Source organism: Staphylococcus nepalensis (genome assembly GCF_014635045.1).
Lineage (GTDB): Bacteria > Bacillota > Bacilli > Staphylococcales > Staphylococcaceae > Staphylococcus > Staphylococcus nepalensis.
The window spans coordinates 335,729-359,293 of the sequence record NZ_BMCF01000001.1 but is presented as its reverse complement, the minus strand read 5'-3'; the positions used below and the strand labels follow the sequence as shown (position 1 = coordinate 359,293).

The following is a 23,565-nucleotide window of genomic DNA, read 5'->3' as shown; positions in this document are numbered from 1 at the left end:
GCGAGATAGAAATCATAACTTTTTATTTGATTTCTATCTCGTTTTTTTATTGTCTATTTTGTATGATTAAACGTTTGGGAACATAATGTATTGGATTTCTGATGTATTCATTCTGATAGTTAACGGATCATGATGACAATGCATGCTTAGTTTAGAAAGTGGATGATTTGATTTGTTAATTTGTTCTAGTATTTTTGGGTCAATATAACTCAAATCAAGATTATTTGGTATTAAATGAGAAATGATACCATGGTTTTGGTTGAGAATACGCGTATAAACAGGAAAGTCACTGATAAAGTTATGCATAATATTTGCTACTAAATAGGATTTTTCTGTAGAAGAAAAAAGTTGATTATATAACAATACATGCGTATGATATTTTGATTTACCTATAATGCCATTTTTAAATTTGACTATATTCAGATTTAAAAATGGTTTCAACAGACTTAAAATGTGTACAAGCGGCATAGTACTATGAGTACGATTAACAAACATAAATTGATCATCATCTTCAGAAAAATATGGAAAAGCAAAGCCTTTGATGGAAGATTGAAATTCAATTAAAGAATGGAGTAATAGAATATATGGTGATGGTGACATGTCATTATAATAATGCTTTAGTGTTTTATGAGTTATACAACCTAATATAATTTTATTAGCCAACGTGGGATGTATGCGTCTTAAAAACAATGTGACTACTTGATGTATATCAAAATCATTTTTTGAATTAATCCATTTTGTTGAAATGATGTTACCTAATGTTAACCAATCCATATCGATGAAATAAAAATCTGCTTTTAGGGCGCTCATGCGTTGCGAAAGTTTGGATAAAATGCCTCCATTTTCAATTAAACGATCAATATTTACGCCACACTCGATGCTCGGAAATTGGTGCTTAAATTTTTGAATCAAGCTTTGAGTTTGTAATAGTGTATGTTGATTAGTGACAAAGAGCAAACTGACGTGTGAGAGGCTATCATTAACAGTTGATAATGAATCCAGTATTTTAATGATTTGATAATCAATAGTCTGAGATAATGATGAATTATCAACTTTCAATGTTATATCATAACCTTGATTAGTTAACCGTTTTAGGACATTAAATACTTTTTGATACTCTAGTTTGTTTAAATGCTCGAAACCAGTATGAATAATTATTAAATTTGGATTTGGAATCAGTGCTTTAATCTTATATTGGAGATCGTACTGATTGAAAGATAGCAGCATATGCCAATCTTCAATTTTTATAAAAGTGTGCATCATATTAAATTTTTCATTGTATTTAAGTTTATCTAAAATAATACGGTTAGATGAGATATATTGTTGATGGGAAAGATGATGTAATTCAGTAATAGTTTGAGATAAATTCGGCGTTTTTAATGAAACTTGATAAGGTTCGTTAAAACGATTCTTTCTAAACTGATAAATATAGTGTTTAGGTGGTACATTGACATAAGTTTTAAAATTTTTAGAATATGTACTAACATTTGTAAAACTATATTTCATTGCAACATCGTAAATGCTTTGTTCTTCTTTTAGTAAATCATGTAATGATAATGCAATCTTAAGTGAACTTGTATATTGCTTAAAATTCATATTTAATATTTTAGAAAATAATATGGAGATGTAGGACTGTGAAATATAAAAAACATTGGAAACTTGTTTTGTAGATAAAGACGCATCAATATGTTTATGTACATATTGGGTTAAGCGTTGAACTAAAGGGTGTTTTGTATATAAGTATGGCAAATATGGATGTTTTAAATTAACTCTTGCTTCTTTTAGTAAAAAATCAATAATATTTGATATATAAATATTCATAACAGCTTTATCTTGAATATTATCATGTAATTTTTGCAATACTAAATTTCTAAATTGCTCTGCATATTTAATTTGTTTAAAGTCAAAAAATGCGTTAGCAATGGTTTTATCTTTTTCTACAAATAAAGGTAATGGAATTTTGAGTTCTACAAGATTTTCAACATCAATGTATTGATATAAGTCTGCATTGTTAATAATACATCCGTTATTTATAGTTATTACGGTCCCATTTAAATTTATTTTGCATACTTTATTTATAGGAATTAAAATAATAATCTCATTTATACATCGCTCTAATTCAGTTGTATAATGATTCCTAATAGACAGAGAACTAATCACAAATATCACCTTTACTTTATTATGTGAGACTCACATTAAATTATTAACGTTATTGTACAATTGACACTGAAAAAATAGTTGAGTCAAAAGGGAAGATTATTATAGTGATAGTTTGAATTAATAATTCGTACTTTAAGAATTTACAAAAAATGAAAAAAGTTAATTTTGATTAATAAAAAGACCTGATGAATTAAAAATAGTGTTAATTGGTCACAAACTAATAAAAATTAAGATGAAATTAAAAAGTTTTATGATAACGCTTGCAAAAATTAACATAAGTATTTACAATGAATCGTGTTGACATAAATAAGTCAAATTATTACTTATACGTTTAAGGTGAGTGTCATGGCAAACAATAAACCTACGCTACATGATGTAGCAAAAGTTGCTGACGTATCTATTGCAACAGTTTCAAATGTATTAAATAACAAAAGTACCGAACTAGGTATAAAGACAAAACAAAAAGTGCTAGACGCGATTGAAAAGTTAAATTATGAACCCAACCATTTTGCAAGAAGTTTAAAAACGGGCCAATCTAACCTGATTGTTTTTATTGTACCTGATCAAAATCCTTTTTTTACAGAAATCCTGACAGAATTAAACAACGAATGTCAAAAACATCATTTACATGTAGCTGTCGTTTCATCAGAAGAAAATGAACTCAAACAACAAGCATTAATCGAAACTTTTATAGGTCAAAATGTAAGCGCTATTATTTTAGTTCCTGTGAAATCTCGATTGAATCTAAAAAAAGAGTGGCATCAAACCCCTATCTTGACTATAGATAGGAAAATATATGGAGAAGCATTACCATCTATAAGTGTTGATAATGAAAAAGCAGCTTTTAATGCAACACAAAGGATAGTTGATAGCACGTCTGAAAATATAGGTTTGCTACTAGCTAATCCCGATATTAGCACAACGTCAGAAAGAAAAAGAGGGTATGAACTAGCTTTAGCTAAAAATAACATTACAATAGATCAACAACTTATTTATTATAGTAATCAACAATTAGGTACAGATGCGCAAATTGATAGTGGTTACCACGCAACAAGAGCGCTGATTTATCAGGGTGTTCGAGCTATAGTAGCAACGAACCATTTATTGTTGTTGGGTGCTTTACAAGCTATAAAAGAAAGCGGAAAGAAAATAACCGAAGATATTATCATTGTTGGCTTTGATGATAGTTATTGGAATGAAATTTACACGCCGAAACTATCTGTAATTTCACAACCAACAAAAGAAATAGGGCGTGTCGCTGGGGAAATGATTCATAATCTTATTCAAGGTAAAGCGGTTGCTTCAGTTGAACTGTCTACAAAATTATTAATTCGCGAATCTTGTTCTTTTGTTTCAGATAAATCATTTTGACTAAAAAGAAGATACTTGCAATATTATTACCTGTAGTTGGCGACTGAACCTTATAAGTGATACTTACTTAGTTATTCAGAAATAACACGCATTATTATAAATACGGGCTTAAGAAATCAAGTTTTTGTTTTCCATCCCGTTTGTTTCATAGCCAAAACTTAAACGTTTAAGCTGATTTATAAGTCTTATTAAAATAAAGGGGGAATTAGTTTGAATAACGAGACGATTTCTAAAAATAGTATGAAAACATGGATGGGTATTCCAAGAATTATTTTTATAGCACTTATTGCTATATTTATTTTTATGACAGGAGACGGTATTGAACAAGCTTTTTTATCAAAGAATATTGTTGATATAGGTTTTTCAGGTGGCCAAGCATCTTTAGTATTTACTGTTTATGGTGTGATGGTTGTTGTTGGATCATGGCTTGCCGCTGTTTTATCTGACGTTTATGGACCGAAAAAAATCATGGCTTTAGGCACTATAATATGGTTAATATTTCATGTGTTGTTTTTAGTGTTTGGGTTAGGAATGGAAAGTCTGCCAATGATGCTTGTTTTATATGGTATTAGAGGATTAGGCTATCCATTATTCTTATACGGATTTTTAGTGTGGGTAACTTATATCACTGATAAAGCTAGATTAGCGACAGCTATTGGATGGTTTTGGGCAATGTTTTCAGTAGGCATGGGTGTTATTGGTACCTACTTACCTAGCTTTACAATTCCTTTTATGGGATTTAATGGAACATTATGGATGTCATTAATATGGATTTTTGTCGGTGGTTTAATAGCGTTTATAGTTGTTGGTAAACATGATGTGAAACCAAATATAATGTTATCGGTAAAACAAAGATATTCAAAAGTTCTAAAAGATATAGGTATTGTATATAAAAACCCAGATATTATTAAAGTATTTATAGTGAGAATTATAAATCAATTATCTTTATTTGGTTTAGTTATTATATTCCCTGTGTTATTTACGGATACTATAGGCTTTTCAATGCAACAATGGTTATGGACATGGGGAACGATGCATGTCACATGTATTGTAGGTGATGTCATTTGGGGTGTTATTGCTGATAAAATTGGATGGAAACGCCAAGTTATGATATTTGGTTGTATCGGTTGTGGAATAACGACCTTATTATTCTATTATTTACCAATACTCAGCGGCGATGTATTTGCTATCGCAATTTTATGTGCTGTTTTATTTGGTATTACTCAGTCAGCGTTTGTACCAATTTTTGCTATTTTTACTGCATTAGAACCTAATCATATCGGTGCTACACTTTCTTCACATAATCTTGCTGCAGGATTAAGTAATTTTATCGCACCTTTAATTGCAACTATTATTTTACCGATATTCAATGAAGTAGGCGTAGTCTGGGCCTTTGCAATTTGTTATTTCGTCGGCGCAGGTATCACTTATTATATCAAAGTTCATCAACCGGGCATTGATGATAGTAAAATAACGCCATTAAATACCCAAACTCAAAACTATTAGAAAGGTAAGATATAAATGGAAAATGTTGTGCTTGGTATCGATTTAGGTACAAGTTCAGTAAAAATTATTGCTGCAAATAAGCAAGGGCATATCATTGATCAATCAAGCGTTCCTTTAACGTTGATACAGCCTTACCCTGGTTATAATGAACAAGACCCTGAAGACTGGGTGATTGCAGTTAAAGAAGGCATTAAAATTTTAATTAACCGAGAAACAATGAATGATAAGCAAATTAGTGGTCTTTCATTTTCTGGTCAAATGCACGGTTTAGTTCCTTTAGATCATGCTTATCAGCCTATTAGAAATGCAATTTTATGGAACGACACTCGAACATCTAAACAGTGTGAGGAAATAAAAAGTAAGTTTGGAAACACATTATTAAAAAACCCAATACTTGAAGGGTTTACGTTGCCTAAGCTTTTATGGCTAAAACAGAATGAACCAAAGCATTGGCGACAATTAAAGGTATTTCTGTTACCTAAAGATTATGTGCGTTATAAATTAACTGGAAATATATCTATGGAATATAGTGATGCAGCAGGTACGCTTTTACTTAACCCGAATACAAATGATTGGGATAGAGCAGTTGGTAATCAGTTGGGGCTTGGTGACATTTACCCACCGCTTGTACAATCTCATAGTTATGTCGGACATATTACTGAAGATATAAAAAAAGAGTTAAATTTAACAGAAGATATTGCAGTTTTTGCTGGTGGCGCAGATAATGCGTGTGGTGCACTGGGCTCAGGCGTGATCGATGAGGGGCAAACGTTGTGCAGCATTGGTACTTCGGGAGTGATTTTATCATGTACTCAGAGTAATGAAGATGATTATGGCTATAATATTCATTTCTTTAAACATGCTATGCCCAACATGTCTTATGCAATGGGCGTTACTTTAAGTGCAGGACACAGTTTGAATTGGTTGAAAGAGACATTTTTTAAGCAAAAGTCTTTTGATGAAATTTTGAATTTAGCGACAAAATCAGCCATTGGAGCAAATGGCTTATTGTTTGCACCCTATTTACAAGGAGAGCGCACGCCACACGGAGATGCATATATTAGAGGGAGTTTTATTGGAATAAATAGTAACACGAGTGAGGAAGATTTTTCGCGTGCCACTATTGAAGGCATTACTTATTCATTATATGAATCTATAGTATATATGAGAGCACGTGGTAGACAGATTGATGAGATTATTTCAATAGGTGGAGGCGCAAAAAATAGCTTCTGGTTACAAATGCAAGCTGACATTTTTAACGCTAAAGTTACTGCATTAAAATACGAAGAAGGGCCAAGCATGGGAGCAGCTATGCTAGCGGCTTACGGTTTAGGATGGTTTGAATCTATGGAAGACTGTACTGACACATTTATAGAAATAGGAACGTCTTATAAGCCTAATTTAGATAATCATAAATTATATAATCAATATTTTGAAATTTATAGAAAGATATATAAGCAAACAAAAGAAATAACACAAAACTTATTAAATATTAATTAACTTTAGGAGGAATTTGAAATGAATAATAACATTCCAGAAACGATGAATATTTCAATATTAAATAAACCTTTTGATATGGAGCTTAAAGAAGTTGAAGTACCTAAAATAGGTCCAACGGATGTTTTAGTGAAAGTAATGGCAGTAGGTGTTTGTGGGTCAGATGTTCACTATTATGAACACGGTAGAGTTGGCGAGTTTGTAGTCGAAAAACCTTTGATTTTAGGGCATGAATGTGCTGGTGTAGTCGCAGATGTCGGATCTGAAGTTACACATTTTAAGCAAGGAGATAGAGTGGCTATTGAACCGGGTGTACCATGTGGAGAATGTGAGTATTGCAAATCTGGTAAATATAATTTATGCCCTGATGTTGAATTTTTAGCTACACCACCGATTGATGGGGCATTTAGTCAATATATTAGTCATCCCGAAGGTTACTTATTCCATATCCCGGATGAGTTATCTTTTGAAGAAGCTACATTAAATGAACCATTTTCAGTTGGAGTTCAAGCATGTAAACGAGCAAATGTTCAACCAGGTTCCACAGTAGTAATTATGGGTATGGGCCCAGTAGGTTTAATGGCTGTTGTAGCGGCTAAAGCGTTTGGTGCTACAAAAATTATAGTGTCAGACCTTGAACAAATAAGATTAGAAGAAGCACTAGCACTTGGTGCAACACACGCTATAAACATTAAACAAGAGGACGTAGCTACGCGTATCAATGAAATAACAAATAACAAAGGTGTAGATTATGCCTTTGAAACTGCCGGTAACCCTACAGCGTTACAAAACGCATTAGCAGCATTAAATAATGGCGGTACTTTAGCTATTGTTGGGTTACCTCAACAAGAAAATATCGAATTAAACATACCGTTTATTGCTAATCATGAAATTAATGTTGTTGGCATTTTTAGATATGCTAATACTTATCCTATGGGCATTGAAATGTTATCATCTACTACTGCGGACTTAAATACCATGTTCACTGATTCATACGATTTAGAAGAGGCGCAAGAGGCTATGGAAAGAGCGAGAACGAACAAGAGTGGCTCATTAAAAGTGATGGTATACCCAAACGGAAAATCAAATAAATAGTTCATATAAGAAGATCTAAAACCACTGCCTGAAAGTGGTTTTAGATCTCTTTTCAAATGAGTAAAATTTTACTCATTTGCTGAGAATGTAGTGCAATACCATTAGTGAAAATGGGTGCATAAAGTTTAATTATGGGAATGGAATATAACTATGATGATAGATGGCACTACAAAACTTAAGCACAATACATTCTCTTAGAATATTATATAACTTATAATATAGTGTTACAATATAAAATTCATAAAAACCTAAAATGAAATAAATGTGATGCATTTTAAATAAAATAGAGCGACAAATTTGGGGGTTAAAGTTTTTGAAGTCATTCACTTATTTTTTTGATAGAGTTCAATGGTTTTATACAAGAACAATAAGAAAGAGACAATTAAAAATAATGTGAATAACCCATTAAATATATCATGATTGAAAAACTGAAATATAGTTATTGTACTAAGGGTTTCTAAAAAGCTTGAACCAGTTGTTTGAATTTCTAAAAAGTCAAAAGAAAATAGAATTAACGTAATGATTAACATATAACCAATTGCGATAAAAAAGAGACTTAATAAATCAAATAGAAATGTTTTTCTCATAATAAACTGCCTCCTCTCTTACTTTTCTTATAACCGAATTAAGGCGTATTAATGCTATATTTGAAAAATTTACAATAAATTAATATAAAGGATAGTTAAATCAAGCAACTTTAGTTTTTTAGAATAAATAATTGTTGAAGAAGAAATTGTTTTATTTTACTAAAACGTGTTAATGAATATATAAGTGTGTAAATAGAAAGGGAGGTTCGTTATGTATAAAGCAATTATTTTTGATGTCTATGGAACACTATTTGATATGTCCTCTTTAAAGAAAGATATGGTTCAGTTTGATGATGCGCAAGCAACATCAATTTCTAAATTATGGAGAAAAACGCAATTAAATCACATGTTTTTAAAACAAATTATGCAACGTTATATTCCATTTGATGAATTAACAAAAGAAGCGTTACGTTATACAATGGAGAGCCATGAAATACAATATAATAGGGAAGATGTTAATCAATTATTTGATTCATTTTTAGATTTAGAATATTTTGAAGAAGTTCCCCAAGTGGTATCACTATTAAATAGTAAAGAGATTGATGTCGGTATATTATCAAATGGAAATGACAATATGTTAATGCCATTGATTGATAACTCTGAGTTAGGTGATTATATTAACACGGTTATAAGTGTAAATGAAATTAAACAATATAAACCAAGTCCAGCGAGTTACGCATTAATATTAAAATATTATCATTTGAAGAGAGAAGATATCTTGTTTGTTTCTTCTAATTCATGGGACGTTACAGGTGCAAATAATTTTGGTTTTGATACTGTTTGGGTCAATAGACATAATGAGCTTTTCGATTTTAATGGACAGACACCTACAATAACGGTTAATAATTTAAACGAAATAGTTAATTGGTTAGAAATAAAATAGAGAAAATTAAGCTATAGTATGACGAATTGATAGAAAAAAGGACGAGACATTTAATAAACGTCTCGTCCTCTTATAATCTTTCTAGGACATAAATAATGTTTCATCCTAGGATAGCCTATAGCCATTCCTACAAGAAGCGAGGTTAGGAAATTTGTTAGAAAAGATATCATTATCTATACGCTTCTATTCATATTAATTAGCATTATTTAAATACTGTGGTAATAATTGACTATATAAATCTATAAATTTAAGGTAAGTATGCTTATAAACATATTCATCGACTTGGTGTGCTTGCCCAGTTTCGCCGGGGCCATACATAACAAATGAAAAGTTGTCGTCTTTGTCTTTCATTAAATATGATGCGTCTGTAGTTGCAGTAGAAGATGTCACTTCTAAATCTCGGTCAAAGTATTCATCGCCTAAAGATTTAGCTAATTTTAAGAATTCATTATCCCCTTTAGTGTATACAGGATCACGATTGACATAAGGATTAACAGTGATATCAGCATTGCTTTCTTGTTCTACTCGATCTTTGATGCTGTTAAATAAATTTTCGAATTTATTGTTATCGTAGTCTGGAATTGTACGCATATTAAACAATGATTCAGCATAAGCTGGTATTGAGTTGACTTGATCTCCGCCAGTTATAATTGTAGAATTCATGGTCGGTGTACCTAATAAGTCACTCTTAATATCTACTTTACTATATTCATTGTTTAAATAATGGATAAAATCTACTAAAGGATTAATAGCATTATAGCCTAGTTCAGGCATTGAGCTATGTGAAGATTTACCCTTGGATACAACTTGTATATCCATTGTCCCTTTATGTGTATACACAATACCATCTTGTGAAGGTTCTGCAATTAATAGCGCTTCTACATCATCCATGTAGCCTTTCTTATGTAGTAAAGCTGCGCCATTACTTGTTATTTCTTCTCCAGCTGTTGCCATAAATCGAATTGTACCTTGCTCTAATGTACCAGCTTCTTTAATTTCTATTAAACTAATTGCTAATGCAGCTAGTCCAGATTTCATATCTGCTGAACCACGACCATGTAATCTACCTTGGTCATCTTCTGTCAGTTTAAACGGATCATAATTCCATAAACTATCATCGCCTGTTGTGACAACATCCATGTGTCCTGAAACGCCGATGACTGGTTTCCCATTACCTATCTCAGCTACTAAGTTAGCTCGCGTAGATTCACCTTCTAGTTGTTCAATTTGGGTTTGGATACCGTGTTTATTAAATAGTTTTTCTAAGTAATGCGCAACATCAAGTTCTTTTTCATTTACAGATTGAATTTCAATCATATCAGATAAAATTTTAACACGTTCGTCACTTGAAAGTACGGACATACAAACACTTCCTTTTTGTATAAATTAATTCATAATCATACATACCACTATACTGAAATTTCAAAACTTGGGAAGTTGTTATAAAGTAACTTTTTTTATTAAAAAGTTGTGCTATACTTATATTGAATATGTTTACAAAGAAAAAGGAGTCATATTTATATGAATAAATGGGTAAGCAAACTTGTCACATTAGTTGGCGTGGCACTCATTTTATTTGCAATTTATTTATTTGCAAAACCGAAAATAGATGATTACTTCGCACAAAAAGACAATGAAAATAAAATAGAACATTATGATAAACATTCTAAAGAAAATAAAAATAAAAAAGTAGAAATACCTAAAGATAAAACTCAAATGGCAGGTTATTTATCAGTACCAGATGCAGATATTAAAACACCTGTTTATCCTGGACCAGCCACGCCCGAACAATTAGATAGGGGCGTGAGTTTTGCAGAGGAGAATGAATCATTAGATGATCAAAATATAGCGATTGCTGGTCATACAATGGTAGGACATTCGGATTACCAATTTTCTAGGTTACCTGAAGCCAAAAAGGGAAGCAAGATTTATTTTAAAGTTGGAGAAGCACAACGAGAATATAAGATTACAGAAATCTATGACGTAAAACCAGATGCGGTAGAAATATTGGATGAGCAACCAACGGACAAGAAGCAACTGACATTAATTACTTGCGATAATTATAATGAGCAAACGGGGGAGTGGGAAGATAGAAAGATATTTATTGCTGAAGCGGTGTAATTTTAATAATAAAAAGATAAAGCCTGTGTTCCAATAGCAACCTACTTTAGGTGCGCTTGAATACAGGCTTTTAATGTTTATTTTTCGATTGCTTCAATAAAACGTTTAGTAATTTCTTTAGGCCGTGTGATTGCACCCCCAACCACTGTACAGTGAACATTTAAATTTGTAACTTGCTTAAACATTTCAGGCGTGACGACATTTCCTTCAGCAATGACTTTCGCATTGACGTGTGTTAGTACGTCTTTTAAAAATTGGAAATTGTTTTCGTATAGAATATGCCCTTTTGTATAAGAAGTGTAGCCACGTAGTGTTGTGCCTATGTAATCAAAACCTAATGTATCAGCGTACTGTGCTTCTTCAAGCGTAGATACATCCGCCATAATTTCTACGTTTGGCGCATTATGACGGATATATGAAACAAGTTCTTGTAAAGTTTCTTGAGGGCGTCTTTGTTTTGTAGCATCCAAAGCAATGACCTCACAGTTACTATCTATTAATTCATCAACTTCTTTGCTAGTAGCCGTGATAAAAACGTCTGAATGAGCATAATTTCTTTTTACTATGCCGATGACAGGTAAATTCACTTCTTTTTTAATTGCGATGATGTCTTCTTTAGAGTTTGCTCTGATACCAACAGCGCCACCTTCGTAAGCAGCTAGAGCCATTTTAGACATAATGAAAGACGAATGTAACGGTTCATCTTCCAAGGCTTGGCATGAGACAATCAATCCTTGTGGTAACATAATTATACACTCCGTAACTTTAGTAGATTTTATAAAATGCTTAATTTGTTAATTGATTTATAGTTTTAATATAACATTGAGAAAATAATAATCAATATATTTCATTGTTCTGAAAAACATTTTCATTTATAATATAGCTAATATGGGGATGGAAAGGGTGTATATGATGAAATTTGAGAATCGCGTTCAGCGTTATCATCATTTGTTTACTAAAACAGATAAATACATTGTAGAATATATTAAAAACAGCGAATTTGATGACACATTTTCAACAATTAATTCATTGGCATACGCGATTGGTACTTCGCCTGCAACTATTACGCGATTTAGCAATAAGTTAAATTATGAAAACTTTCAAGATTTGAAGTTTAATTTGCAGCAAGAAATGTCAGAAAGAGTGATTGAAAATAGTCCATTAATTCAGCGTATTCATAAATATCATCAAAATATTATTCAACAAACAGGAGAGTTTATTTCTGATGAAAAAATTCAAAGCTTTGTTAATCAAATTATTCGAAGCCGGCAAATTATATATGCAGGTTTAGGTAGTTCTGGATTATCAGCTACAGAGTTTTATTATCGCATGATGAGGATGGGGTTGAAAGGTAACGTTTCTACCGACGCACATCAAATGAAAATATTTGCTTCTCTTTTAACGCAATCGGATACATTTGTAGCTATTTCAAATAGTGGTGAAACAACCGAATTAATTGCTGCAGCTAAAGTCGCACATGACGCCGGCGCCTATGTTGTCGTCATCACTAATTATGAAGGAAGTCCAATAACAGAATGTGCAGATTTAGTATTAATTACTACTGATCAATCGAGAAATCGAGATACCCAATTTATAAATACCCAAATTGCAACATTATTTTTAATCGATATTGTGAGTTATTTATTATTGGAAGATGACTACATGCATCATGTATATCAACATACTAAAAAAATCATTTTAAACGAATAAAAATAGTAATAATTTTAGCTGTTTTACTTTTTTACAGCTGTTATTATTCATAACGTAAATAAAAGCTAAGGCATCTGTTGATGCCTTAGCTTTATTTTTTAAAATTTAGAAACGGCGCCATAAAGAGAAGCGTGGTTTTGTGTTCGTGTAGTTTGTATTGAAGCATGACCATATTGAACAGGTAAGTAAAGCGCAACTTTAGGAATAATATACTTTAACAAATTTTGACCTTGTGAAGAGACGCCACCTCCGATAAGAATTAATCCAGGATCATAAATGATTTGTATTTGGGCAACCCCTTCCGCGATTGAATCACTCCATTGATTGAGTATAGATAAGGCGAGCGCATCTTGCTGATCTGCTAGTTCAAATAATTTGGGTACATCATCTTTATAAGCAAAGGATTTTTCTATCATGAGTGATTTCAAAGCAGATGTTGAAGCGCGTTGTTCAAAGGTCTTTTTTGTTTGGGCATCATAAAGCAAATACCCAATTTCATTGGCTCGATTTCGTTCGCCATTATAGAGTTGAGACGACTGATTATAAAAAGCACCTCCAATGCCTGTTCCAAGCGTTAGACAAAATATGTTTTGTGCTTCGTAATCATGAAATGAAAGTTCTCCTAATAACGCTGCATTTACATCATTAAAAACCTGTACTTGAGCATTTAATGGCTTGAGTATAGTTTTGAAGTTCGTCCCCGTGTAGTTTGGAATCGTTGGCCCAGCATATTCAACTAAACCATTATGCTCATCTACAACCCCTGCACTAGAAATACCTACATTGAGTGGTTCAATGCCATATTTTGCTTTAAACATAGCTACAAGTTCGTAAACTGTATCTTTAATAAATGTGTCGACATTATTCGGTGTTTGTATTTTTATGTAATCTATGAACTTTAGCTGTTGATTGAAAACAGCTGCCTTAATTTCTGTACCACCAATATCAATAGCGATATTATATAGATTCATTTATGAAACCTCCTCAGATTATCAAATATACTGAATTATTTTGAAAATTATTTTCATAAATATTATTGATAAATGATGTATTTTTTCAAAAAGCTATTGTCACATTTTATGATAGCGTTTACAATTTGAACTGTAAATAGAAAAATAAAAGATGTTTTTTATTGCATTATATAGTTATATAAATGCCTAGGAATAATAACTTAAATACATAGATGGAGGGGTTATCAATGGAAGAGAATTTAAAAGGATTATATGCGGCGTTATTAGTACCGTTTGATGAAAAAGGACAAGTGAAAGAAAAGGGATTAGTGCAAATTGTGCAAAATGCGATTGAAACTGAAGGCTTAGATGGGCTTTATGTTAATGGTAGCTCTGGCGAAAATTTCTTGTTAAATAAAGAACAAAAAAAACAAGTTTTTAAAGTAGCTAAAGAAGCTGTTAACGATGATGTGAAAATGATTGCACAGGTAGGTTCTTTAGATTTAAATGAAGCGATAGAACTTGGTAAATATGCAACTGAATTAGGATATGACGCTATTTCAGCAGTTACACCGTTCTATTATCCTTTTTCATTTGAAGAAATTAAAGACTATTATTTCGAATTAATTGAGGCCACGCAAAACAATTTAATTATTTATGCTATACCAGATTTAACTGGAGTTAACATTTCAATCGACCAATTTGGTGAGCTGTTTAATCATGAAAAAGTGGTAGGTGTGAAATACACAGCACCTAACTTCTTTTTGCTAGAGCGTATTCGTAAAGCTTATCCAGACAAGCTCATACTTTCTGGATTTGATGAAATGCTAGTACAAGCAGCTATTTCTGGAGTAGATGGTGCAATTGGTTCTACTTATAACGTCAATGGTAGACGTGCAAGACAAATTTTTGAAAAAGCTAAAAATGGAGAGATTGAAGAAGCGTATCAAATTCAACATGATACAAATGACATTATCGAGAATGTGTTGTCTATGGGCATTTATTCCACACTTAAAGAAATATTAGCTACACGTGGTATTGATGGTGGTGTACCAAAACGACCATTTAAACCATTCGATGAAGATAATAGAGAAAAATTGGGAGCATTAATTAATACGTATAATTTATAGGTTACCGTATAAGGGGTTGAAATGAATGGAACAAGTTGGTTTTGGTATATGGAACTGGGTTGCAGTTGTTAGTTATTTAGTTGTGATGCTGTTAGTAGGCGCATATTTTACCAAAAGGGCAAGTCAAAGTACAGATAGTTTCTTTACTGCTAGCGGCCGTTTACCTTCCTGGGCAGTTGGTTTCTCTATTTACGCTACAACATTAAGCGCGATTACATTTATGTCGACGCCTGAAAAGGCATTTTTAACAGATTGGTCGTATATCGCGGGGAATATTGCGATTGTAGCAATAATTCCATTACTTATTTATTTTTATGTACCATTTTTCAAAAAATTGAAGGTAACTTCTGCTTACGAATATTTAGAGGCTCGCTTTGGCCCTAGTATTCGCGTTATTGGTTCGCTATTATTTGTCTTATTTCATATCGGTAGGGTAGCAATTGTCATCTATTTACCTACGTTAGCTATTACATCAGTATCTGATATGAATCCATATGTAGTCGCGAGTCTTGTTGGCATTTTGTGTATATTGTACACATTTCTTGGTGGATTTGAAGGGGTGGTATGGAGTGATTTTATTCAAGGTGTGATTCTTTTAGGTGGCGCAGCAGCAATTATTATATTAGGTGTTATAAACATTCAAGGCGGCATAGGTACTGTTATGAGCGATGCGCTTGAGCATAAAAAGATTATTAGCACGGATAACTGGAAATTTAATACTGCAGCAGCAGCAATCCCAATTATCTTTCTAGGGAATATTTTTAATAACCTGCACCAATATACAGCAAGCCAAGACGTAGTTCAACGTTATCAAGCATCTGAATCTATGTCAGAGACTAAAAAATCATTATGGACAAATGGCGTCTTAGCTTTAGTATCAGCGCCATTATTCTATGGAATGGGAACAATGCTTTATTCATTCTATAGTCATAATACTGCTTTGCCTACAGGATTTAATACATCTTCTGTCGTACCATATTTTATTTTGACTGAAATGCCACCATTTGTTGCAGGTTTGTTAATTGCGGCGATTTTTGCAGCTGCTCAGTCAACGATTTCTTCAAGTTTAAATTCAATTTCAGCTTGTATTTCTGTCGATATTAAGCATAGATTTTTTGGAAAAGGAAATGAGAAAAGTGAAGTAGGGTTTGCTAGATGGATAATTATACTTGCAGGACTGTTTGGATTTGGTATGTCGATTTATTTAATTGCATCTGATTCTAATGATCTTTGGGACTTATTCTTACTTATTACTGGATTAGTAGGTGTACCATTGGCAGGCGTGTTTGCAGTAGGCATATTTACACGTCGTACAAATACGTTTGGTGTTTTGATGGGATTAATATTTGGAATCATATTTGCCTATATCTTTAATGGTATGGGTGGTGGCAATTCGCCATTCTACGTGTCTATCATTTCATTTTTAGTAGCATTTATTTTCGCTTATATTATAAGTATTGTTGTACCAGGAAAGAAAAAAGACATTACAGGTTTAACTATTTATGATATCAAAGAAGAAACAAATTATATTTCTATCGTACACTTTAAAGAAGACAGTAAGGAAAATTAAGTTAAAAACAGTTTTCAATTATATATTATAGTTTTATATGAATTGTAGACATTTAAATTAAATCAAGCTATCATTTCTGCATATATTTTAAAGGATTGATTCAGTAATAGGAAATATACATCGATAGTTTAGTTAGGTTTAGCATGTTAGTGATGAATGATTGAAAAATTGCGATAATGTGACTTGTTGTCATACTTGACAGAGCAGGGCTACGAAATCTTGTAAGAAAAGGTTTCTATCCTGCTCTGTTTTTTATTCAGTTTTTGATATAAATGAAGTACAAATCAATGTATATGGGCGATTTATTTACTTTGATTCAGCGATTATTGTAGATATAATAGGTTACAAATATAACATAAGATTCGAGGGGAATAAGCATATGATAAAAGCAATTGCAGTAGATATGGACGGCACTTTTTTAGATTCAAGCAAACAATACGATGAACAAAGGTTTAATCGTATTTTTCAACAATTAGAAAACGAGCATATTAAATTTATAGCGGCCAGTGGTAATCAATATGCTAAATTGAAATCTATTTTTGGTGATAGAAACATGTTTTTTGTTGCTGAAAATGGAGCTGTTATTTATGAAGGAAATACGTTATATGATTATCAAGCTTTTGAAAGAGATTTTTACCAAAGTGTCGTTAACTATTTAAATATAGATCGTGGTATTAAAGAGATCATTGTGTGTGGTTTGGATAGTGCTTACATATTAAAAGACAACCGAGAATCATTTAAAAAAGAGGCGCATTTTTATTATCGCCAATTGAAAGAAATTGAGTCATTTCAAAATTTACCTAAAGATGAATATGTAAAAATTGCTTTAAATATTAATAGAGGTACACACCCTACACTCGATGAAGATTTAAAAAATTACTTTTCAAAAGGTTTAGCATTAGTGTCCAGTGGTCGTGATAGTATCGATCTTATTATACCTGGTATGACTAAAGGAAGTGCATTAGAAAGATTATTAAATAAATGGGATTTAACTAAAAATGAATTAATGGCATTTGGAGATGCAAATAATGATTTAGATATGTTGCAATTAGCACATTATAGTTATGTGATGGAAAACTGTGAGGATGCCTCATTATTCGAAGCCGCAAATTATGTAGCGCCTTCAAATAATAAACAAGGCGTTTTATCTGTTATTGAAGATGAAGTACTTAAAATTAATAATTAAGTTTTTCGCTCACATTTAGTATAGACTATAAACATATTATTTTAATCAGGATTATAAATTATCCTATACTAAAAGGTATAATATATAATTCGAAAGGATGGCAAACAAGAAATGAATGATATGCAACAAACAATCATCAACGCGTTTAATTTTAGACATGCAACGAAGCGCTTTGATTCAAATAAAAAAGTGAGTGAAAGTGATTTTAATACTATACTGGAAGCGGGCAGATTGTCTCCAAGTTCGTTAGGTTTAGAACCGTGGAAATTTGTGGTAATACAAAATCGCGAAATTAGAAATAAATTAAAAGAAATTAGTTGGGGGGCACAAGGGCAATTAGATACTGCAAGTTATTTTGTAATTATATTGGCTCGTAAAAATGTAACTTCTAAATCGCCATTCGTACAACATATGATCCGTGAAATCAAACAATATAGTGAAGAAAGCATACCTGCAACAGAAGTGAAATTTGATAATTTCCAAACAAATTTTCATATAAATGATAGTGAGTATACATTATTAGAATGGGCGAAAAAGCAAACTTATATTGCGTTAGGAAACATGATGACAAGTGCCGCATTATTGAATATTGATTCTTGCCCTATAGAAGGTTTTGATTTAGATGCAGTTACACAATTCTTAATCGAGGAAAATATTATGGATGCAGCGCATTTTGCACCATCTGTTATGGTTGCATTTGGTTATAGAGAAAGTGATTCAAAAGAAAAAGTGCGCCAACCTCAATCTCACGTAGTAGAATGGGTTGAATAATATAAAGCTTGGAACAATGAATTGTTTTTCATTGTTCCAAGCTTTTTACTTATGTCTTATCAGCTACTAATTCTGTATGATTGTGCACTGTAATAGCTAATCCATCAATTGTAAACGTACGTACAGTGTTGGTATGAGGTTTATAAATATCAATATGAGCCAGCCCATAACTTTTACCGTTTTTAACTCGAGGCATATTAGCTTGCCAAGTATTTACTGCAATGTGGTGATGGTAATTTTTGGTAGACATAAACAGAGCTTGGGGAAAATTGGAAATATGTGTGAGTTCTAATTGGTTAATATAAAAACGTTGAGCTATTTCTAAATCAGAAGTTTTTAAATGTAAATGTCCAATTTTAGCGTTAGATGGCATTTTTTTCCAACCTATTTCTGTTCTTTGTTTAAGCAAATTATTAATGTCTACTTGTAGTGTATCCATTTTTACTTTATTGTCTTTCCATAACCACTCATTTTCAGATCTATCGTAATAAACTTCGATACCATTTCCTTCAGGATCATTAAGGTATAAAGCTTCACTTACAAGGTGATCTCCGCCACCTACTGGAATGTTTAATTGAGAAACGTGAAAAAGAAAGTCTGCTAAATCTTTTCTTTCAGGTAATAGTAATGCAATATGAAACAGTCCTGCTTCTCTGATAGAAGGCTGACGTCCGTCTTGAATCTCGAATAATGTCATTGTATGACCATTCAGTCCAACTTGTAAAGTCGCAGTATTTTCATTTTTGGACATAACTGTTAAGCCTAGAATATGTGTATAAAAATCAACCATATCTGTTAAATTTTTAACATTTAGTGTAACGTTCGTTACTTGTATTGCAGATTTATCGTGAAAAGTCATCATCTTGCTCCTTTATATTAACTTATGCTTTATAAATATAAGTTAATATAAAAATTATACCGAGTCAATTTGTCTGTCTCAGAGGAAGATTAAATTTTATAAAAGGGCAAAAACACTTGTATATTTACATTTAATAACTTGTGGTAAGATGTGTGCATAAGCAATTGGATTAATTTTGGGGGTGAGCGCATGCAGGTGTTTTGGAAGTTGGGATGGTTTTTTAAACAACATAAGAATAAATACATTTTAGGACTTATCACTTTGTTATTAATTGCTTTAATTGAAATTGTACCACCTCAAATTATTGGTAAAACCATTGATCAGATGACAACGAACAAATTAACGCCTAAAGTATTAGCTGTTTACCTTGTCATTTTAGTATTTGTTGCTATTTTCACTTATATTTTAAGGTATGTATGGAGATTATCAATTTTTGGCACAAGTCAAAAATTGGGGCAGATATTAAGAACTTCTTTATATAAGAAATATACAAATATGAGTGCTATTTTTTTTCAAAATAGAAGGACTGGCGATTTAATGGCACATGCAACGAATGACATAAGGGCAGTTCAAAATGCTGCAGGGGCAGGTATTTTAATGATCGCAGATGCTTTAATAACTGGTGGAACAGTTGTGATTACAATGGCTGCGACAGTGAGTTGGCAATTGACATTGATTGCAATGATACCATTGCCTTTTATGGTTTTGTTAACAAGTTATTATGGTTCACTACTAAGTAAAGGCTTTAAAAAAGCACAAGCGGCGTTTAGTAGATTAAATGATAAGACACAAGAAAGTGTTGCAGGTATCAAAGTAACTAAAACGTTTGGTTACGAAACAAGTGATCAAAAGGACTTTAAAAATTTAAGCGATGATGTTGTAGTAAAAAATTTAAAAGTTTCAAAAATTGATGCATTATTTGACCCCACAATTACATTGGTAATAGGAATTAGTTACTTTTTATCCATCGTCTTTGGAGCGAAATTAGTATTTAATCATGATATCACGTTAGGTCAACTCATTACTTTTACAACATATTTAGGTATGTTGGTTTGGCCTTTATTAGCTTTAGGTTTGTTTTTTAATATTGTCCAAAGAGCTAAAGCATCTTATGAACGGATCGAAGAAATAGGTAATACACCAAATGGTATAGATACACATTTTAAAATAGATGCAAGCCCTGTAGGAAATATTGAATTTCATATCAAAAAATTCCATTTCCCGGGTAATAAAAAAGATGGCATTCATGATGTTCATTTTGAAGTTAAACAAGGTTCAACTGTAGGTATTGTAGGTCGTACTGGTTCAGGAAAAAGTACATTAATCCGATTGCTACTTAGAGAATTTGATACAGCAGAAGCTAATGAAATTAAGTATGGCGGTTATCCAATACGAGATTATAATGTGAAAAATTTACGCGCACAGTTCGGCTATGTGCCACAGGAACACTTTTTATTTTCAACTACGATTCGAAACAATATTGCTTTTAGTAATGAGGAAATCGATGATAATAGTATTTTTGAAGCTAGTAGAGCCAGTCATATCCATGATGATATTCTATCTTTTCCGAACCAATACCAAACGGTAGTAGGTGAGCGTGGTGTTTCCTTATCAGGAGGTCAAAAACAGCGTATTTCGATTGCTAGAGCGTTATTAATTGGCCCAGAGGTGTTAATTTTAGATGACTCTCTTTCCGCGGTAGATGCGCAAACTGAAGAAGTGATATTGGGTAACTTAGAAAAATTGAGGAAAGGTAAAACCAATATCATAACGGCTCATCGTATGAGTGCGGTGAAACACGCTGATGAAATTATTGTAATGGAAGGTGGCACGGTTGTTGAAAGTGGGACACATACAGCATTAATGAATCAAAAAGGTTGGTATTATGAAACGTATCGAGCTCAAGCATTACAACAACAACTCACTCGTAATTTAGATGACCTTGCGAAAGGGGACGATGCAAATGACTGAAAATGTTAACTTAACTGCAAAAGATCAAGCTCAAGTTTTAGTTAGATTATTCAAATATACAGTCCCTTATAAAGGCATTATTGCTTTAGCATTCTTTACATTAACTTTATCAACAATTGCAAGTATGCTAACACCTTATATGGTAAAAATATTTATTGATGATTATCTTACGCCGCGCCATTTTCCTCAACAATCGATGATTTGGCTTGTCGTTATTTTTATTAGTATTCAGGTTATTGGTGCTTTAACAATGTATTTAAGTCAATATCTTTTTCAATATCTTGCCTTTAAAGTCATTCAACAGTTAAGAATTGACGCCTTTAATAAATTAGGGAAATTAGGAATGAGCTATTTTGATAAAGTGCCTGGAGGTAGTATTGTTTCTAGATTGACTAATGATACAGAGACCATTGTAGATATGATTGTAGGCGTGTTTTCAACATTTGTAATAGCATTTTTTATGATGATATCAAGCTATATTATGATGTTTATTTTGGATGTGAAATTGGCTTTAATCGCTTTGGTTTTTCTGCCCATTATCATTATAATGCTAGCAATTTATCGTAAATATTCAGCTGTTTTATTTGCAAAATCAAGACAAAGATTGTCAGATTTAAATACAAAATTAGCAGAATCTATAGAAGGTATGAAGATAATCCAAGCATTTAATCAAGAAAAACGATTAAATAAAGAGTTTAATGATATTAATGATGAACATTACCAATATATGTTGAAAACAGTAAAACTCGATAGCCTATTATTGAGACCAGCAATTAGCGCGATTTCTGTATTTGCGACAGTTATGATTTTGGGGTATTTTGGAATAATTAGCTTTACCACAGGAATTACTGCAGGCGTCGTGTTTGCCTTTGTACAATATATGGAACGTTTTTTTGAACCGATTAATCAAGTAAGTCAGAATTTAAATATTTTACAACAGGCATTGGTGTCAGCGAGTAGAGTATTTACATTGATTGACGACCGTACTTATGAACCTAAACAGCATCCAATATTAAACCATGGCATCCAAGAAGGGAAGATTGAGTTTAAAAATGTTAGTTTCAGTTATGACGGTGAGACAGATGTATTAAAAAATATCAATTTTACTGTTAACCCTGGTGAAATGGTTGCACTTGTTGGTCACACAGGATCTGGAAAGAGTTCAATCATCAATTTGTTTATGCGTTTTTATGAATTTAACCGTGGCGCTATCGAAATAGATGGCTACTCAATTAAAACAATACCAAAAGAAGAATTAAAGCAGAAAATAGGATTAGTGTTGCAAGATGCTTTTGTATTTTATGGTACTGTGGAATCAAATATTAAACTGTACCACCCGACGATGACATTTGAACAAGTCAAAGCTGCTGCAGAATTTGTGCACGCTAATCATTTTATTGAAAAACTGCCAGGTCAGTATCAACATAAAGTGATTGAAAAAGGGAGTGCTTTTTCAAGTGGTGAACGCCAATTATTAGCATTTGCGAGAACGATTGCTACAAATCCTCGAATATTAATATTAGATGAAGCAACAGCTAATATTGATTCCGAAACGGAAGAACAAATTCAACAGTCTCTAGACACGATGAGACAAGGAAGAACCACTTTAGCCATCGCACATAGACTTTCTACGATTCAAGATGCAGATAAGATATTGGTGTTGAATCATGGTAGGATTGTAGAACAAGGTACACATGAAACATTAATTCAGCAAAATGGTATTTATCGTAATATGTATTTATTGCAAAATGGTTAAAAAACGGGACAGAAATTAAAATTTTATTTCTGTCCCGTTTCTTATATTTGAATTTAGTTTGTAAAAAACTAACCTGAGTACACATCTTGATATTCTGCATTTTTCTCAATTACAGATTTAGCAAAAGGGCATGTTGCAGTAACTTTTAAATTATTATCGCGAGCGTAATCAACTACGGATTTTACAAGTTGTGAACCTAAACCTTGGCCGCCAAGTTCGTCTGGTACGCCTGTATGATCAATATTGATTTGGTTATCACCTTGTTTTTGAAAAGTAATTTCAGCTTGAGGGTTATTTTCATTATCGCCTACATAAAATTTATTTGTACCTTGTTTAATTTCCGCCATTTAAATCACTCCTTGTAGATTAACTTCATACTTATTTAATATCACATTTAAGCTAAAGTTAAACTCATAATAGGAATTAATCTATATTTATGGGA

Annotated in this window: 20 protein-coding genes; 13 read left to right on the top strand and 7 right to left on the bottom strand. The window is 32.2% G+C overall.

Annotation, left to right across the window (positions count from 1 at the left end):
* Window positions 1–66: 66 nt before the first annotated feature.
* Window positions 67–2,160, bottom strand: a complete 2,094-nt coding sequence (locus IEU88_RS01750) for a helix-turn-helix domain-containing protein (RefSeq protein ID WP_103373595.1) — start codon at window positions 2,158–2,160, stop codon at window positions 67–69.
* A gap of 345 nt (window positions 2,161–2,505) precedes the next feature.
* On the opposite strand from IEU88_RS01750, the gene IEU88_RS01745 reads away from it, so the two are divergent.
* The 4 genes from IEU88_RS01745 to gutB all read left to right on the top strand — a co-directional run bounded on the left by IEU88_RS01745 (window position 2,506) and on the right by gutB (window position 7,629).
* Window positions 2,506–3,531: a LacI family DNA-binding transcriptional regulator gene (locus IEU88_RS01745; RefSeq protein WP_096808407.1), complete on the top strand. Its 1,026-nt coding sequence runs from the start codon at window positions 2,506–2,508 to the stop codon at window positions 3,529–3,531.
* Window positions 3,532–3,741: 210 nt separating this feature from the next.
* Window positions 3,742–5,037, top strand: coding sequence for an MFS transporter (locus IEU88_RS01740; protein ID WP_229718971.1), 1,296 nt, complete (start codon window positions 3,742–3,744; stop codon window positions 5,035–5,037).
* Window positions 5,038–5,052: 15 nt separating this feature from the next.
* Entirely contained in the window at window positions 5,053–6,537 is a 1,485-nt protein-coding gene (gene xylB, locus IEU88_RS01735) for a xylulokinase (RefSeq protein ID WP_103373047.1), read from the top strand.
* Between the two features lie 18 nt (window positions 6,538–6,555).
* Window positions 6,556–7,629: a sorbitol/xylitol/iditol dehydrogenase GutB gene (gutB, locus tag IEU88_RS01730; RefSeq protein ID WP_103373046.1), complete on the top strand. Its 1,074-nt coding sequence runs from the start codon at window positions 6,556–6,558 to the stop codon at window positions 7,627–7,629.
* Between the two features lie 323 nt (window positions 7,630–7,952).
* On the opposite strand, the gene IEU88_RS01725 is transcribed toward gutB, so the two are convergent.
* The gene (locus tag IEU88_RS01725) at window positions 7,953–8,216 is read right to left on the bottom strand and encodes a hypothetical protein (protein WP_096808410.1); all 264 of its coding nucleotides are present in this window, start codon (window positions 8,214–8,216) and stop codon (window positions 7,953–7,955) included.
* 211 nt (window positions 8,217–8,427) lie between these two features.
* Between IEU88_RS01725 and IEU88_RS01720 the strand changes: the two genes are divergently transcribed.
* Window positions 8,428–9,099, top strand: coding sequence for a haloacid dehalogenase type II (locus IEU88_RS01720; protein ID WP_103373045.1), 672 nt, complete (start codon window positions 8,428–8,430; stop codon window positions 9,097–9,099).
* A 192-nt stretch (window positions 9,100–9,291) separates the two neighbouring features.
* On the opposite strand, the gene IEU88_RS01715 is transcribed toward IEU88_RS01720, so the two are convergent.
* Complete coding sequence (locus IEU88_RS01715) at window positions 9,292–10,461, bottom strand: ArgE/DapE family deacylase (RefSeq protein WP_103373044.1); 1,170 nt, start codon at window positions 10,459–10,461, stop codon at window positions 9,292–9,294.
* Between the two features lie 159 nt (window positions 10,462–10,620).
* On the opposite strand from IEU88_RS01715, the gene srtA reads away from it, so the two are divergent.
* Window positions 10,621–11,220, top strand: coding sequence for a class A sortase SrtA (gene srtA, locus IEU88_RS01710; RefSeq protein WP_096808413.1), 600 nt, complete (start codon window positions 10,621–10,623; stop codon window positions 11,218–11,220).
* Between the two features lie 77 nt (window positions 11,221–11,297).
* Here srtA and IEU88_RS01705 read toward each other — a convergent pair whose 3' ends face one another.
* Window positions 11,298–11,966, bottom strand: coding sequence for an N-acetylmannosamine-6-phosphate 2-epimerase (locus IEU88_RS01705; RefSeq protein ID WP_096808414.1), 669 nt, complete (start codon window positions 11,964–11,966; stop codon window positions 11,298–11,300).
* A gap of 166 nt (window positions 11,967–12,132) precedes the next feature.
* Here IEU88_RS01705 and IEU88_RS01700 point away from each other — a divergent pair, with 166 nt between their 5' ends.
* Complete coding sequence (locus tag IEU88_RS01700) at window positions 12,133–12,930, top strand: MurR/RpiR family transcriptional regulator (RefSeq protein WP_096808415.1); 798 nt, start codon at window positions 12,133–12,135, stop codon at window positions 12,928–12,930.
* Window positions 12,931–13,028: 98 nt separating this feature from the next.
* On the opposite strand, the gene IEU88_RS01695 is transcribed toward IEU88_RS01700, so the two are convergent.
* Window positions 13,029–13,901, bottom strand: a complete 873-nt coding sequence (locus IEU88_RS01695) for an ROK family protein (protein WP_103373043.1) — start codon at window positions 13,899–13,901, stop codon at window positions 13,029–13,031.
* 227 nt (window positions 13,902–14,128) lie between these two features.
* Here IEU88_RS01695 and IEU88_RS01690 point away from each other — a divergent pair, with 227 nt between their 5' ends.
* The 4 genes from IEU88_RS01690 to IEU88_RS01675 all read left to right on the top strand — a co-directional run bounded on the left by IEU88_RS01690 (window position 14,129) and on the right by IEU88_RS01675 (window position 18,537).
* On the top strand, window positions 14,129–15,010 hold the full coding sequence (locus IEU88_RS01690) for an N-acetylneuraminate lyase (RefSeq protein WP_103373042.1): 882 nt from the start codon (window positions 14,129–14,131) through the stop codon (window positions 15,008–15,010).
* Window positions 15,011–15,035: 25 nt separating this feature from the next.
* On the top strand, window positions 15,036–16,580 hold the full coding sequence (locus tag IEU88_RS01685; protein ID WP_096808418.1) for a sodium:solute symporter family protein: 1,545 nt from the start codon (window positions 15,036–15,038) through the stop codon (window positions 16,578–16,580).
* Between the two features lie 379 nt (window positions 16,581–16,959).
* Window positions 16,960–17,766, top strand: coding sequence for a Cof-type HAD-IIB family hydrolase (locus IEU88_RS01680; RefSeq protein WP_096823752.1), 807 nt, complete (start codon window positions 16,960–16,962; stop codon window positions 17,764–17,766).
* A 111-nt stretch (window positions 17,767–17,877) separates the two neighbouring features.
* Window positions 17,878–18,537, top strand: a complete 660-nt coding sequence (locus IEU88_RS01675; protein ID WP_096808420.1) for an NAD(P)H-dependent oxidoreductase — start codon at window positions 17,878–17,880, stop codon at window positions 18,535–18,537.
* Window positions 18,538–18,586: 49 nt separating this feature from the next.
* Here the strand turns inward: IEU88_RS01675 and IEU88_RS01670 are convergent, their stop codons facing one another.
* Window positions 18,587–19,396, bottom strand: coding sequence for a VOC family protein (locus IEU88_RS01670; protein WP_103373184.1), 810 nt, complete (start codon window positions 19,394–19,396; stop codon window positions 18,587–18,589).
* 189 nt (window positions 19,397–19,585) lie between these two features.
* Here IEU88_RS01670 and IEU88_RS01665 point away from each other — a divergent pair, with 189 nt between their 5' ends.
* On the top strand, window positions 19,586–21,367 hold the full coding sequence (locus IEU88_RS01665) for an ABC transporter ATP-binding protein (protein WP_103373185.1): 1,782 nt from the start codon (window positions 19,586–19,588) through the stop codon (window positions 21,365–21,367).
* On the top strand, window positions 21,360–23,123 hold the full coding sequence (locus tag IEU88_RS01660) for an ABC transporter ATP-binding protein (protein ID WP_103373186.1): 1,764 nt from the start codon (window positions 21,360–21,362) through the stop codon (window positions 23,121–23,123). The genes IEU88_RS01665 and IEU88_RS01660 overlap by 8 nt, the downstream gene beginning before the upstream one ends.
* A gap of 68 nt (window positions 23,124–23,191) precedes the next feature.
* On the opposite strand, the gene IEU88_RS01655 is transcribed toward IEU88_RS01660, so the two are convergent.
* A complete protein-coding gene (locus tag IEU88_RS01655; protein WP_096808424.1) occupies window positions 23,192–23,470 on the bottom strand; it encodes a GNAT family N-acetyltransferase in 279 nt (92 codons plus the stop codon).
* Between the last annotated feature and the right edge of the window lie 95 nt (window positions 23,471–23,565).

Coding starts and splice junctions, on each gene's coding strand:
- IEU88_RS01745 (WP_096808407.1), top strand. CDS start 2,506: ATGGCAAACAATAAACCTACGCTACATGATGTAGCAAAAGTTGCTGAC.
- xylB (WP_103373047.1), top strand. CDS start 5,053: ATGGAAAATGTTGTGCTTGGTATCGATTTAGGTACAAGTTCAGTAAAA.
- gutB (WP_103373046.1), top strand. CDS start 6,556: ATGAATAATAACATTCCAGAAACGATGAATATTTCAATATTAAATAAA.
- IEU88_RS01725 (WP_096808410.1), bottom strand. CDS start 8,216: ATGAGAAAAACATTTCTATTTGATTTATTAAGTCTCTTTTTTATCGCA.
- IEU88_RS01720 (WP_103373045.1), top strand. CDS start 8,428: ATGTATAAAGCAATTATTTTTGATGTCTATGGAACACTATTTGATATG.
- IEU88_RS01715 (WP_103373044.1), bottom strand. CDS start 10,461: ATGTCCGTACTTTCAAGTGACGAACGTGTTAAAATTTTATCTGATATG.
- srtA (WP_096808413.1), top strand. CDS start 10,621: ATGAATAAATGGGTAAGCAAACTTGTCACATTAGTTGGCGTGGCACTC.
- IEU88_RS01705 (WP_096808414.1), bottom strand. CDS start 11,966: ATGTTACCACAAGGATTGATTGTCTCATGCCAAGCCTTGGAAGATGAA.
- IEU88_RS01700 (WP_096808415.1), top strand. CDS start 12,133: ATGAAATTTGAGAATCGCGTTCAGCGTTATCATCATTTGTTTACTAAA.
- IEU88_RS01695 (WP_103373043.1), bottom strand. CDS start 13,901: ATGAATCTATATAATATCGCTATTGATATTGGTGGTACAGAAATTAAG.
- IEU88_RS01690 (WP_103373042.1), top strand. CDS start 14,129: ATGGAAGAGAATTTAAAAGGATTATATGCGGCGTTATTAGTACCGTTT.
- IEU88_RS01685 (WP_096808418.1), top strand. CDS start 15,036: ATGGAACAAGTTGGTTTTGGTATATGGAACTGGGTTGCAGTTGTTAGT.
- IEU88_RS01680 (WP_096823752.1), top strand. CDS start 16,960: ATGATAAAAGCAATTGCAGTAGATATGGACGGCACTTTTTTAGATTCA.
- IEU88_RS01675 (WP_096808420.1), top strand. CDS start 17,878: ATGAATGATATGCAACAAACAATCATCAACGCGTTTAATTTTAGACAT.
- IEU88_RS01670 (WP_103373184.1), bottom strand. CDS start 19,396: ATGACTTTTCACGATAAATCTGCAATACAAGTAACGAACGTTACACTA.
- IEU88_RS01665 (WP_103373185.1), top strand. CDS start 19,586: ATGCAGGTGTTTTGGAAGTTGGGATGGTTTTTTAAACAACATAAGAAT.
- IEU88_RS01660 (WP_103373186.1), top strand. CDS start 21,360: ATGACTGAAAATGTTAACTTAACTGCAAAAGATCAAGCTCAAGTTTTA.
- IEU88_RS01655 (WP_096808424.1), bottom strand. CDS start 23,470: ATGGCGGAAATTAAACAAGGTACAAATAAATTTTATGTAGGCGATAAT.